The sequence below is a fragment of the Archangium gephyra genome (assembly GCF_042230915.1).
In the GTDB taxonomy this organism is placed as follows: Bacteria; Myxococcota; Myxococcia; order Myxococcales; family Myxococcaceae; genus Archangium; species Archangium gephyra_B.
The window spans coordinates 10,721,532-10,734,736 of record NZ_CP102578.1 but is presented as its reverse complement, the minus strand read 5'-3'; the positions used below and the strand labels follow the sequence as shown (position 1 = coordinate 10,734,736).

Annotated in this window: 12 protein-coding genes; 10 read left to right on the top strand and 2 right to left on the bottom strand. The window is 70.7% G+C overall.

Features of this window, described 5'->3' with window-relative positions:
- Entirely contained in the window at positions 1-1,761 is a 1,761-nt protein-coding gene (locus NR798_RS42230) for a type IV pilus twitching motility protein PilT (protein ID WP_375768265.1), read from the bottom strand.
- Positions 1,762-2,022: 261 nt separating this feature from the next.
- Entirely contained in the window at positions 2,023-2,559 is a 537-nt protein-coding gene (locus NR798_RS42225; RefSeq protein WP_375768264.1) for a GNAT family N-acetyltransferase, read from the bottom strand.
- 286 nt (positions 2,560-2,845) lie between these two features.
- Here NR798_RS42225 and NR798_RS42220 point away from each other — a divergent pair, with 286 nt between their 5' ends.
- The 10 genes from NR798_RS42220 (at position 2,846) to NR798_RS42175 (ending at position 13,194) form a co-directional block, all read left to right on the top strand.
- Positions 2,846-3,550: an ATP/GTP-binding protein gene (locus NR798_RS42220; protein ID WP_375768263.1), complete on the top strand. Its 705-nt coding sequence runs from the start codon at positions 2,846-2,848 to the stop codon at positions 3,548-3,550.
- Positions 3,551-3,630: 80 nt separating this feature from the next.
- Positions 3,631-5,043, top strand: coding sequence for an ATP-binding protein (locus NR798_RS42215; protein ID WP_375768262.1), 1,413 nt, complete (start codon positions 3,631-3,633; stop codon positions 5,041-5,043).
- Between the two features lie 63 nt (positions 5,044-5,106).
- The gene (locus NR798_RS42210) at positions 5,107-6,612 is read left to right on the top strand and encodes a DUF2380 domain-containing protein (RefSeq protein ID WP_375768261.1); all 1,506 of its coding nucleotides are present in this window, start codon (positions 5,107-5,109) and stop codon (positions 6,610-6,612) included.
- Positions 6,609-7,079: an NUDIX hydrolase gene (locus NR798_RS42205; RefSeq protein WP_375768260.1), complete on the top strand. Its 471-nt coding sequence runs from the start codon at positions 6,609-6,611 to the stop codon at positions 7,077-7,079. The genes NR798_RS42210 and NR798_RS42205 overlap by 4 nt, the downstream gene beginning before the upstream one ends.
- Before the next feature lie 52 nt (positions 7,080-7,131).
- Positions 7,132-8,112, top strand: a complete 981-nt coding sequence (gene thiL / locus NR798_RS42200; protein ID WP_375768259.1) for a thiamine-phosphate kinase — start codon at positions 7,132-7,134, stop codon at positions 8,110-8,112.
- A 47-nt stretch (positions 8,113-8,159) separates the two neighbouring features.
- Entirely contained in the window at positions 8,160-9,521 is a 1,362-nt protein-coding gene (locus NR798_RS42195; RefSeq protein WP_375768258.1) for a methyl-accepting chemotaxis protein, read from the top strand.
- A gap of 73 nt (positions 9,522-9,594) precedes the next feature.
- Complete coding sequence (locus tag NR798_RS42190) at positions 9,595-10,023, top strand: chemotaxis protein CheW (RefSeq protein WP_375768257.1); 429 nt, start codon at positions 9,595-9,597, stop codon at positions 10,021-10,023.
- A 72-nt stretch (positions 10,024-10,095) separates the two neighbouring features.
- Entirely contained in the window at positions 10,096-10,464 is a 369-nt protein-coding gene (locus NR798_RS42185; protein WP_043412942.1) for a response regulator, read from the top strand.
- 55 nt (positions 10,465-10,519) lie between these two features.
- Complete coding sequence (locus NR798_RS42180) at positions 10,520-12,601, top strand: chemotaxis protein CheW (RefSeq protein WP_375768256.1); 2,082 nt, start codon at positions 10,520-10,522, stop codon at positions 12,599-12,601.
- Complete coding sequence (locus NR798_RS42175) at positions 12,598-13,194, top strand: chemotaxis protein CheC (RefSeq protein ID WP_375768255.1); 597 nt, start codon at positions 12,598-12,600, stop codon at positions 13,192-13,194. The genes NR798_RS42180 and NR798_RS42175 overlap by 4 nt, the downstream gene beginning before the upstream one ends.
- Positions 13,195-13,205: the final 11 nt, after the last annotated feature.

Here is a 13,205-nt window from a genome sequence, read left to right as displayed (position 1 = left end):
TCAGGCGCTCTTCCGGTTGAGGAGGTTGCCCATCTTGGACAGCAGCTTGCCCCCATCCGGCGAGGGCGGGCCCTCGGGGGGCGCGCCGGGCCGCTTGCCCGTCACCACGGCCTCCAGCTCATCGGGGCTCTCGGCGTAGGCCTTGGCGATCTCCAGCGTCGTCTTGCCCGAGCGCACCAGCTCGGCGAGCGAGTCGTCGAAGCGGACGATGCCCAGCGACTTGCCGCGCTGCTGCAGGGAGGGAATCTGGTACGTCTTGTTGTCGCGGATGAGGTTGCCCAGGGCCACCGAGCCCGGGAGCAGCTCGGCGGCGACCACCAGGCCCTGGCGGTCCGCGCTGGGCAGCAGCCGCTGGCTGACGATGAGGCGCAGGCTGCTGGCCAGCGTCATGCGCACCTGCGCCTGGTCCCCCGGGGGGAAGAGGTCGATGAGCCGGTCGATGGTTTTCGCCGCGCTGGGCGTGTTCATCGTGGAGATGAGCAGGTGCCCCGTCTCGCTGGCGGCCAGCGCCATGCGCACCGTCTCGGTGTCGCGCAGCTCGCCCACCAGGATGACGTCCGGATCCTCGCGCAGGCTGCCCTTGAGGGCGCTGGCGAACGTCTTCGTGTGCGTGCCCACCTCGCGCTGGCTCATCAGCGCGCTCCGGCGCGGGTGGAGGTACTCCACCGGGTCCTCCACGGTGAGCACGTGGTGGGACGTCTCGCAGTTGATGCGGTTGACGATGGCCGCCAGGGTGCTCGTCTTGCCGTGGCCGGAGGGGCCGGTGACGACGATGAGGCCCTGGTGGTGGTGGGTGGCCTTGGCGATGTCCACCGGCAGGCCGAGCGACTCGAGGGTGGGCACCTCGCGGGGGATGAGGCGGAAGCACCCCTTATAGCCGGTGCGCTGGCGCGAGACGTTGACGCGGAAGCGGCCGGACGGGCCGAGATCCAGCGAGAAGTCACAGCTGCCCTCGCGGTCGAGCACCGGGCGCAGGCGCGCGGGCACGTGCGGCAGGAGCATCGTCTCCACCGTCTCGGGCGGCAGCGGCTCACCGTGGGGCAGCAGCTCGCCGACGAGGCGGAAGAGGGGAGGGCGGCCGGCGACGACGTGCAGGTCACTCGCGCCCACGGTGCGCGCGTCCTCCAGCAGCATCGTCAGGTTGCTCGCGGACTCCGGGCGCACCACGAGGCGGGGGCCCTGGGGCACCTCGGCCACGGGCTCGGGGTCGGGCGGGGGCAGCTCGGTGGGCGGGGCCGCGGGCTCGGGCGTGGTCCGCTCCGCTGGGAGGATCTGCATCCCCTTGGCCGGCTTGGGCGCCGCTCCCCCCGCAGGGGACGCCGGACGCGCGGTGGGGGCGGGGGCCGGAGACGCACCGGGCGCGGCGGGGCGCTGCGCGGTGGGGGCCGGCGGGGTGGTGGGAGCGGGGGCGCCCGGAGTGGGAGCCCGGGGGGCGGGCGCGGGGGCCGCGGCCTGGGGCTCGGTCCGCATGACGCGCACGTTGAGCACGTCCCCCCGGCGCAGGGCGCCGATGACGACCCCGCCCAGGCCCTCCATGCGCATGGCCCACTGGCTGGGCTTGTCGGAGACGGTGGCCGCGCGGGCCTCGCCCACCAGGGTGTGCAGCATCCCCTGCAGCCCCTCCGGCGTGAGGGGGGCCCCGTCCAGCGACTCGAAGGCGCCAGTGGCCGTCTTCGCCATGGGGGTCCGCCCGGTGATGAGGGCGAGCTCCACCACGCCCGGGCGGGCCAGGTGGCGCAGCAACTCCGTGAGGGTCTTCATGCCCGGCTCATCCTTCTTCCAGCCCGGGGTCACACCGCCGGGAGAGCGGGTGCAGCATAGCCGGGAAATGCCACGAATTCTGGAAAGAGGACGGCCGTTGCCCCGCCGGGCCCGAGGGGGGGCAGGGGAGCGGCCATAAAAGGAAGCGCCCGGCTCGGGCCCTCGGGGAGGGTCCTGGCCGGGCGCTTTCAGGAGAGGGAGGAGGCGGCCCTGGAGGACGCGGCCGCTCTTCCCGTCTCAGGGGCTCCTAAAAGGGGCTCCTCACAGCTCGCGAGACATGAGGAGGCGCAGCTTGCCGGACTTCTTGGACACCACCGTGGCCACGGTGGTGAAGCCCGCGTTGCGGTAGAAGCTCACCGCCGGGGCGTTGGCCGGGTCCACCCGCAGGGCAATCGTCTTGCGGAACATGTCCCGGGCCACCTGCAGGCCCTGGTTGAGCACCGCCTGGCCCAGGCCGCGCCGGCGCAGCTCCGGCCGCACGACGATGTTGCGCATGTAGGCGGCGCCGGGCACCGGACCGTCCCGCTCCACCGTCACATAGCCCACCACCTGGTTCTGCACCTTGGCCACGTGGATGTAGGGCCGCAGCGCGCTGAGCGCCTTGAGGCTGTCCTCCATCGTCTCCCCGCGGCTCTTCCAGGGCTCCGAGCTGGAGCGCAGGGCGGCCACGGACGCCATGTCCTCATCGGTCGGGGCGGAAAACTTCACCGCCGGCGCCAGGTCGTTGGGCAGGTTGGCCATGTCCGGCACTGGCATCGCGGCCACCTCCACGCCCGGGTCCACCCGCTTCATCGTCATGCCTTGCTCCTCCATTGCGCTACGATCCTAACCGCTTCACTGGGGCCCATGCACGCTTCAGGTTCGGCGCACATTTCCCCCCACGGGGGGAGAGCCGGACTTTTCCAAACTGCGCATGGGCTCCCGGCATTCCAAGGCCGCCCGCTCCCGCCTCATCCGGGGGTTTTCGCACGGGTATGGTGGGGGGCGGCTTTCAATGCTGAACACCTTTCACTATAAAAAACCGTCCGCCTGGGGCGGGTTGGCCCACCCTTCCCCCTCCCTCTCGGCAGCCTGAGCTCCGCACGTGCAACTCAACCACGCCCAGCGCGAACTCACCCTGAAGATCGTCTACTACGGCCCAGGGCTGAGTGGGAAGACGACGAACCTGCGCGCCATCCACGCTCGGGCACGGCCGGAGGCACGCGGCCGGTTGCTCAGCGTGGAGACGCACGAGGATCGTACGCTCTTCTTCGATTTGCTTCCGGTGTTCTTCACCAGCAGCTCGGGCTTCAAGGTGAAGCTCAAGCTCTTCACGGTGCCGGGACAGGTGGTGCATGACGCCACCCGGCGCGTGGTGCTGCAGAACGCGGACGCGGTGGCCTTCATCGCCGACAGCCGCCGCAGCGCCTCGGCGGAGAACAACGCCTACTGGCGCAAGCTGCGCTCCAACATGCGGGAGATCGGTCTGGACGCGACACAGGTGCCGGTGGTCATCCAGTTCAACAAGCGGGACCTGCCGGATGCGCAGACGGACGCGGAGCTGGAAGAGGCGCGCAAGAAGGGGGGGGAGCCGGTGGTGGGGGCCGTGGCCTTGAGGGGCGAGGGCGTGATGGAGACGTTGCACGCGCTGCTGCAGGCGGCCTGGCGCAACCTGGACGAGCGCGCGCGGCTGTCGCGCAACATCGGCCTGACGGAGAAGGAGTTCCTCACCCACATCTTTCAGCAGATGGACCTGACGGGCACGGCCCTCGAGTCCCACTATCCGTCCGCAGCAGGGAGGCCGCGATGAGCGCCGACAAACCAGGCGCCGCCGGCAGCGCGCCAGAGCATGCCGGTTCAGTGCTCCAGCGAAAGCCGTCGTTGGTGGACATGCTGGACCCACTCACCTTCGGGGATGTGGTGGAGAGCTTCGGGGAGCTGTACCGGGTGGGCATCCGCGTCCTGGACGAGCGGGGCCGGACGCTGGCGGACTCCAAGGGGGGCAACGGGGACTTCTGCGGCTTGGTGAACACCTCGGCGCAGGGCCGGGCGCGCTGCGCCGCCCTGGTGGCGCGGTTGAACGAGGGGCCGCTGACGCCCACGCAGGGCGCGCAGGAGCTGCCCGGGCCGAGCCCGCTCGGTGGGGAGCTGCTCGGGCAGCCGTGCTTCACGGGCCTGCGCTACGTGGTGATGCCGGTGCAGTGGGAGGGGGACGTGCTGGGGCGCGTCGTCTTCGGGCCGTTCGCGCCGGAGGAGCTGACGGACGTGCCGGCCTCGCTGGCCGAGCTGGAGGGGTTGGAGCTGGAGCGGGCGCGCGAGCTGCTCTCGCACATGGGGCGGCTGTCCGAGCACCGGGTGGCGAAGATGCTGGCGCACGTGGCCCAGGTGCTCGCGGCGCTGCTGGCGGCCGGTCAGAAGTCCTATCTGACGGGGCAGCTGCACCTCGAGGCGATGCTGGAGACGCAGCGCGACCTGGAGGCGCAGAACGCGCAGCTGATGCGGCTCAACCAGCGGTTGAAGGAGGCGGACCGCATCAAGTCGAGCTTCCTGGGGACGGTGAGCCACGAGCTGCGCACGCCGCTCTCGTCCATCATCGGCTACTCGGAGATGCTGGCCGAGGGGCTGGTGGGCGGGCTGAACGCGGAGCAGATGCAGTTCGTGCGCACCATCATGGAGAAGGGCAACACGCTGCTCAAGCTCATCTCCTCCATCCTGGACATGAGTCAAATCGAAGCGGGCAAGGTGCGGCTCGCCTTCGAGTGGGTGGACGTGCAGGAGCTGGTGGAGAGCTCGCTGACGAGCGTGATGCCGCAGGCGCAGCGCAAGGGCCTGACGGTGAAGGTGCAACTGCCGGAGGTGGCGCAGCCGCGGGTGGTGGCGGACCGGGAGAAGCTGAGGCAGGTGGTGGTGAACCTGCTGGCCAACGCGGTGAAGTTCACGCCGGGGGGAGGGCAGGTGGAGCTGCGGCTGTCGGAGCACGGCAAGCAGCCGGGCCTGGTGGGGGAGGGCTACCGCATCGAGGTGGAGGACACCGGGGTGGGCATTCCGCTGGACCAGCGCGAGCGCATCTTCCAGAGCTTCTACCAGGTGGACGACAGCCCGACGCGCGAGTACGGCGGAGCGGGGTTGGGGCTGGCGATCGTGAAGAGCTACGTGGAAGGGCACGGCGGGCAGGTGTCGGTGACGAGCGAGGTGGGCCAGGGCTCGTGCTTCCGGGTGGTGCTGCCGAATGAGCCGCCGCTGTCGGGGCAGGGTCCGGCGTACATCCCGCCGCCGATCGACACGGACCCCGAGCGCTTCTGAGCGAAGTACCGTATGCCCCTGGTCGAGCTCCCCACGTGGGAGCACTTCCAGGAGGCACGAACGATGAAGGCTCGCCAGTGGGTGGTGTGGCTCGCCCTGGCCGTGCTGTCCGCGAGCTGCACGTCGTTGACGCCACCGCCTGGCCGGGGGGCTCACCTGCGCTACACGGCGGATGATGGGCCCGCCGCGCCTGCGTGGACGCAAGGCTTGGAGGAGGGGAGTGCGCTGGAGCCTGAAGCCCCACGGAGGCTGCACCGTCGTCCGGGCAGCGCGGCGGGTGTGGTCGGGGGTGCGCATTCCCGAGACACCGGGGAGTCCACGCGGTGGAGCGCCATGGCGGCGCACGTGGCGTTTCTCGATGCCCTGGGCCAGGTGTCCGCCTCCACCCACCACATCTCCTCGGAGCTCTCCAGACTCAGGGCGAGCGGCCAGGGCCTCGCCAGCGCGGGCAACGGCATCTTCGTCCGCTACCTGGACTACGCCGAACGGCAACGGCGGTGGATTGACGCCGAGTTGGCCGCCGCCACCCGGATGGCCACCGCCGCCTCGCAGGTGGGTGACCCGGACATGCAGCTCGCACTGCTGCGCCTGACCGGCCCTCGGCTGGAGGCCGCGATGATGGGCTCCCTCCTGCTGGCCGTATGGTTCGACTTCCTCCACCTCACCGACGACGTGCTCGCCCGGCGCCTCTACAGCGTGGAGCGGCTGTACATGGACATGGGGCGCTTCCAGGAGATGCTCGAGCCCGCCATGACGGCGCTCTCCTCCCTGGAGCCAGGGCAGGTGGAAGCAGCGGTGGAAGACATGCCCGCCCTGGTGGGCCACCTCACCGGCGAGTTCGATGCACTCCGTGAGTCCGTGCGCAAAGGAGCGGAGAATCTCCAGAAGATGCTGGTGCTCAAGGAGTCCATCGAAGCGCTCACCACGCTGTCGGTGCTGAGGTTCACGCTGCCCGCTCTGCGCGCGGCGGCACCCGCCACGCTGGGCATGGGCTTCATGGTGGGTTCCAACGGCGTGATGATGGGCACACGCATTGTTGTCTCCGCCGAGTGGGTGGAGATGATGCAACGGCTGGTGCGGGCGGGCGTCCTCTCACTTCCCGCCGTCAGCGCCTGGGTACGGATACAGGCTGGCCAGGTGATGATGGCGCGGGCCCACGACGAGCTGCCGCGGGGCGTGCGCGAGGCGCTCGGCGACGGGCCCGAGGTGCGGGGCATGCGGGTGACGGGTAAAGCCGGGGCCGGCATGGCCGAGCCGCCGCAGCACCACGTGCTGCCGCGAGAGTTCCGCGCGTGGTTCGAGAAGCGCGGCTTCACCGGAGACATGAGCATCGATCAGTTCTGCGTCACGCTGGAGCAGGCCACCCATCAGGCCATCCATGGTGGTGGCAACTGGCGCCTGGGCCGCATGTGGCCCGGTGAATGGAACCAGATGATCATGGAGGCTTTGCGTGAGGCCGAGGTCGAAGCCGGCCGGATGTTGACGCGGAGTGAGATCCTGCAAGCAGTCGCGTTTCATATGAAGCGCTATAACGTCCCGATGAACTTCACTTCCTGGAGAGGAAGATGACCGAGGGGCGTTCCTGGCGGGGTAATTGGAGGGTCCGCCTGTATGAGCGGGTCCGCGAGCGGGGTTACGACTCGCTCACAGCCTTCGCCGAGGCGCGCCCCACCGCTTCGTTGGTGGCGCTGGCCGAGGAGCTTGGGACGGATGACATCGCCGGGGCGCAGGTGTTCGGCGTGCTGGTTGACGAGGCGGAGAGGAGCCATCGACTCACACGCTTGGTGCGGGGACAGTTCGTGCGCGAGCTGTGGGAGAGTCTCCCCGACGGCTGGCCGGCCGAGCTGAATGACGCCAACCTCTTCAAGGTGGCCATGACGCTCAGCTCGTGGAGTGCCTACACCCCTGAAACCCACAAGGAGCGCGTCAGGCAGGCCAGGGCGGTGCTCCGCGCCACGCCGCCGCCGCCCGGCTGGCGCCCGCTCGGCCCCGACGACGAGCTGCTGCGCACGCTCCTGCCTGACGAGACTGTCTAGAGCCACACACTCTCCTGGGAGAGGGCCGGGGTGAGGGTCTACCCTGCGCCCCGTGAGCAAACAGGCTGCGGGCGAATTCACCCTCATCGACCTCTTCCTCTCCCACTTCCCGAGGGCGCGAGTGCCCGTGGGCCCGGGAGATGACTGCGCGGTCCTCGCGCCCTCGAAGGGCGCGCAGTGCATCACCACGGACGCCGTGGTGGAGGACGTGCACTTCAAGCGCGCCTGGTACTCACCGCAGGACATCGGCCACAAGGCGTTGGCGGTGAACCTGTCGGACCTGGCGTCGATGGGAGCGGTGCCGCGCTGGTTCGTGTGCGCGCTCGCGCTCCCCCGGGACTTCCCGCGCCGGGAGCTGTCCGGCATCGCGAGGGGCATGAGTGCCCTGGCCCGCGAGCACGCCATCGCCCTGGTGGGCGGCAACTTCACCTCCGCGCGCGAGCTGTCCATCACCCTCACGGTGGCGGGAGAGCTGCCGCCGGGCACAGCACCCATCACCCGCGCGGGAGGCCGGCCAGGGGACGTGCTGTACGTCTCGGGCACGCTGGGGGACGCGCGGCTGGGCCTGCAACAGCTCCAGTCGGGCCTGCGCCGCTCGGCGGCAATCCTCCGCCAGAAGCGCCCCATCCCCAAGGTGGCGCTGGGACGGCTCGCCGCGCGCTTCGCCTCGGCGGGGCTGGACCTCTCCGACGGCCTCGCGCAGGACCTCGGGCACCTGTGCATCGCCTCGGGCGTGAGCGCCGAGCTGGAGCTCGAGCGGCTGCCGCTCTCCCGGGCGGTGCGGGCCTCCCTGGCGGCCGAGGGAGCGCTCGCGGGTGGCGAGGACTACGAGCTGCTCCTCGCCGTCCCACCTGCGCGCACCTCCGCCTTCGAGAAGGCCTGTCTCCGAGGGGAAGAGCCCATCACGCGCATCGGCCGGCTCACGCCAGGCCGGCCGGGACTCATCCGTGACGCATCGGGACGAAGCCTGCGCTTGCCCGCTGGCTTCGACCACTTCCGAGGAGGCGGCCGGATTGACCGTTCCGGACGGTAGGGCTAAACCCGTGCATCGCTGTTGCTGTCCCCCGGAAAAGCGAAAACGTGCGCCGCCCTCTCCGCGACGATCCATCCCCCGGCCTCACCCCCCGCCGTGATCCCGTGCAGCGGCTGCTGCGTACCGTGGAGCAGACCGGTACGGGCGGGCACGAGGTCTCCCTGCAGCTGAAGATCCTCACCGGCTACCTGATGATGGGGTGCGTGCTGACGGCGGCACTCCTCATCTCGGAGACGCTGCTGACCTTCTACTGGCGCATCGGCATGGCGCTGGGCCTCACGTTGGGGCTGTCGTTGATCCTCCCGCGCTACCTGGCGCGCGTGACGCGCGTGCGGGTGCTCTCGCGCTCGGCCTTCGAGATCTCCCAGGGGGACCTGTCCAAGCCGCTGGTCGTCGAGCCGCCGCGCGCCCTGCGCCGCGATGAGATCGACGAGCTGGCGATGGCCATCCGCCGCATGCAGGAGAACCTGCGCGAGCTGGTGGGCAAGATCCAGGACACCGCCAAGAGCGTGGCGGACACGGCCAAGGACCTGCAGGGCTCGGCGGAGAACGTCAACGCGACCAACGAAGAGGTGGGCTTGTCCATGGACAAGATCGCCCAGGGCGCGGAGACGCAGTCGCAGCTCGTCGGCAAGACGTCCAAGGTCATCACCGAGATGGCCGGCAGCATCCAGCGCACCGCGGCGAGCGCCGAGGACGCGGCCCGCACCGCCGCCGAGACGAGCAGCGCGGCCGAGAACGGCAGCAAGGCGGCGCTGCTGGCCGGCGAGAAGGTGAAGAAGGTCTTCAACCGCATCGAAGCGGCGAGCCAGCAGGTGTTCGCCTTCGGCGAGAAGACGCAGGAGATCTCCAAGATCGTCGACGCCATCACCCAGGTGGCGCAGCAGACGAACCTGCTGGCGCTCAACGCCACCATCGAGGCGGCGCGCGCGGGCGAGTACGGCCGCGGCTTCGCGGTGGTGGCCGACGAGGTGCGCAAGCTGGCCGAGAGCGCGGGCCGTTCGGCGGAGCAGATCTCCCGGCTGGCGCGCGACATCTCCGGCCAGTCCACCTCCGTGGTGAGTGCCATGAAGGAAGGCATCGAGGAGCTGGCCGAGGGCCGTGAGGACATCACCGGCATCGTGCGCTCCATGAGCGCCATCACCGACACGGTGCGCAAGGTGGCCGAGAAGGTGCACCTCATCTCCGAGAGCGCCCGCGAGCAGCTCAAGGGCAGCCAGGAGATGGTCAACGCCACCGAGGAGATCTCCCTGGTGGCCCGCAACAACGCCGCCTCCACCGAGGCCATCCAGGCCGTCATCCAGGATCAGTCGGACGCCATGGTGCGGATGACCTCGCTGGCCAGCGAGCTGACCAACCTCTCCATCGAGCTGCAGAGCGTGGTGCGCAGCTTCCGGCTGAATGCCTGAGTGCCTCCCGGGCCCTGTCCTCCCCTCCACGAATTTCCCAGAGCCCCTGGCTTGCTGATAGAAAGTCGTCTCTGTGCGGCACGTCATCTTCCGGGTGGAGAAGGAGCGCTACGGGCTGCCGCTGGCCGCGGTGAAGGAAGTGGTGGTGCCTCCGGAGCGCTTCACCCGGGTACCTCGGGCTCCGGCGGCGGTGACGGGGGTGATGAACCTGCGCGGGCGGGTGGTGACGGTGGTGGAGCTGCGCCAGTTGTTGGGCCTGCCGGATGGGCCCACCCCACCGGGCCGGGTGGTGCTGTTGGAGCGCGGGCGGCGGGACATCGGCTTGTTGGTGACGGATGTGGATGGAATCGAGGAGGTGGAGCGGGTGAGCGCGGCACCGGGCAAGGCGGTACCGGCCGTGCGCGGGGTGGCTCGATTGAGGGGCCTGGCGGTGACGGTGTTGGATCCAGAGGGACTGGATTCCGCGGTGGTTGGACTCTTCACCGCGACTCAACAGAAGTGAGTAGCCGCCTGAAATGGGCGGATGGTAGTGTCCGCGGCCCTCTCGGGGCCTTTAGCGGAGGCGGAGCTGCACATGGCTAAGCGGGTGCTGGTCGTCGACGATGCCATCTTCATGCGCAACATGATCAAGGACATCTTCGCGTCCGGCGGTTTCGAGGTCGTCGGAGAGGCGGCCAACGGACTGGAGGCCGTGGAGAAGTACAAGGATCTGAAGCCGGATCTCACCACGATGGACATCGTCATGCCGTTCAAGAGCGGCATCGAGGCCACGCGGGAGATCATCAAGTATGACGCCAACGCGGTCGTCATCATGTGCTCGGCGCTGGGCCAGGAGAGCCTGGTGATGGAGGCCATCGAGGCGGGCGCCTCGGACTTCATCGTGAAGCCGTTCCGGGCCGAGGACGTGCTGGCCGTCGTGAAGAAGGTACTGGGCGAGGGCTAGCGCCCCGTCCTGATTCGGACGTGCAGGGAGCTGCCGTGCGCCACCGAGGCCGGACATGACGATGGACATGTCCCGCTACCTCGGCCTTTTCCTGACCGAGGCGAGCGAGCACCTGGAGGGCCTGGGCAGGGATCTCGTGCAGCTGGAGCGCGAGGGAGCCCCCGCCGTGGTGGACTCCATGTTCCGCCACGCCCACTCGGTGAAGGGCATGGCCTCCTCGATGGGCTTCGAGTCCATCGCCGTGGTGGCCCACCGGGTGGAAGACCTGGTGGACGCCATCCGCCAGGACGCCACCAAGCTCGAGCGCTCCCTGGTGGACCTGCTGCTGGCGGCCACCGACGTGATGCTCGCCCAGGTGCGCGCCGTGGCGGACAACAAGCCGCCGGAGGACGCTTCGGCGCTGCTCGGCCAGCTGGCGGACAAGGTGAGTGCCGTCACCGGCCGCACGCCCGGCGCCACGCGGGTGCTCAACCGGCCCACCGCCCAGCCTCCCGCTCCCGCCGCGCCTGCCCCGCTGACCGCCGCCGCGCGCGTGGTGTCCGAGCCCTCCGTCGAGGCCGAGCCCCCGCCGCCCGCTCCCGCCGCCGAGGCCCGGGTGGCCGCGGTGGTGCCGGCGGAAGCGGAGTCGGCGCCGAAGGCCACGGCGCGCTGGGCGGTGCGGCTGCGCATCGCCCCCACCTGTCAGACGCCGGGCGTACGCGCCTTCCTGGTGCACAAGCGGTTGACGAGCCTGGGCACCCTGCACGGCCTGCTGCCGCCGCTGGAGGACCTCAAGGCCGGCCGCATCCCCGAGGGCCACATCCAGGTGGAGCTGGAGACGGCCGAGGGCGAGGAGGGCATCCGCAAGGCGCTGCGCAACGTGGCGGAGGTGGAGCTCGTCTCGCTGAAGCCCGCCGTGGTGGCGCCGCCGCCCGCGCCCGTCCCCGCCGCCACGGGCCCCGCGCCCGCCGAGGCCCCGCGCGCCACCCCCGGCGCGGACGCGACGCGCACGGTGCGCGTGCGCACGGAGCTGCTGGACTACTTCCTGGACACCGTGGGCGAGCTGCTGCTGGCCACCGCGCGCCTGCGCGAGCTGGGCAAGGTGCTGCCGGAGAGCTCGCGGCCCCCCATCGAGGAGGGCGTCTACCGGCTGCAGGCCCTGGTGAAGGACCTGCACGACAAGGTGATGAGCGCGCGCATGACGCCGCTGTCGCTCATCACCGACCGGCTGCCCCGCGCCGCCCGCGACATCGCCCGGCGCCGCGAGCGCGAGGTGGACCTGGTGATTACCGGCGCGGAGATCGAGCTCGACCGGGCCATCCTCGACGAGCTGGCGGATCCGCTGCTGCACCTGCTGCGCAACTGCATCGACCACGGCCTGGAGTCGCCGGAGGAGCGGGTGGCGGCGGGCAAGGGGGCGCGGGGACGCGTGCTGGTGTCGGTGCGGCGCGCGCGCGACCGCGTGGTGGTGGAGATGGAGGACGACGGCCGCGGCATGAACGCGGCGAAGCTGAAGGCGGCGGCGGTGGCTCGCGGCGCCCTCAGCGCGGAGGCCGCGGCGCGGATGACGGACCGCGAGGCCTTCATGCTCGCGTGCCTGCCGGGCGTGTCCACCGCCAAGGACGTGTCGGAGATCTCCGGCCGCGGCGTGGGCATGGACGCGGTGAAGCGGGTGGTGGAGAACGTGGGCGGGACGCTTGAAATCGAGAGCGAGCTGGGGCGCGGCACGCGCTTCACGCTGCGGCTGCCGCTGACGGTGGCGGTGGTGCACCTGCTGCTGGTGGCGGTGGGGGACGAGGTCTTCGGCCTGCCCATCGCCAAGGTGGTGGGGGCGATGGAGGCGGACGGCGAGAAGCTGGACCGCAGCCGGGAGATGCCGCTGCTGCCGCACGGGCAGGGGCTGCTGCCGGTGTACGGGCTGGACGAGTTGACGGGTGTCCAGGCCCCGCCGCGCAAGGGCGTCCGGCCCTTCGTGGTGATGGAAGGGGACGCGGGACGGGTCGCGCTCGCGGTGGATAGATTGGTGGGGCAGGAAGAGGCGGTGCTCAAGCCGCTGTCCCGTCCTCTGGACTTGCTGCCGGGCCTCTCAGGGGTGACCATCCTGGGAAGTGGCCGCCCGGTGTTCATCCTGGATGTGCCGAGGTTACTGTCCGCGTGAGCCCTTCTCCGAGCGACATTCAGCTGGACGCCCTGCGCGAGGTGGCCAACATCGGCTGCGGGCACGCAGTCAACGCGCTCGCGCGGTTGGTGGGCGGCCGCACGGTGAACCTGTCCGTGCCGCGCGCGGTGCTGGCGGCGCCCGCGGAGGTGGCGGAGCTGCTGGGCGGCGCTGAGGCGCCCGTGGTGGCGGCGAAGCTGGGCATGGAGGGCCAGTTGCGCGGGGTGCTGCTGCTGGTGCTGCCCCGCGAGGACAGCGCCTCGCTGGAGGCCCTGCTGCTGCGGCGCCAGGACGCGCCGGCCGAGGAGCGCGAGAGCGCGCTGTCGGAGGCGGCCAACATCGTGGCCAGCGCGTGCCTGTCCGCCATCGGCACGCTGACGGGCTGGAGGCTGCTGCCCACCGTGCCGGAGCTGGTGCGGGGCACGGCGGGCCTGGTGGTGTCGCGCGCGGTGGCCGAGGCCCAGGGCGGCGACCGCATGGTGGTGCTGGAGACGCGCTTCTCCGCGGTGGGCGCGCCCTCGGTGTCGGGCCAGGTGCTGCTGGTGCTCGAGCGCGAGAGCTCCAAGGCGCTGCTCGCCCGCCTCGGAGTCTAGGGCAACCAGGC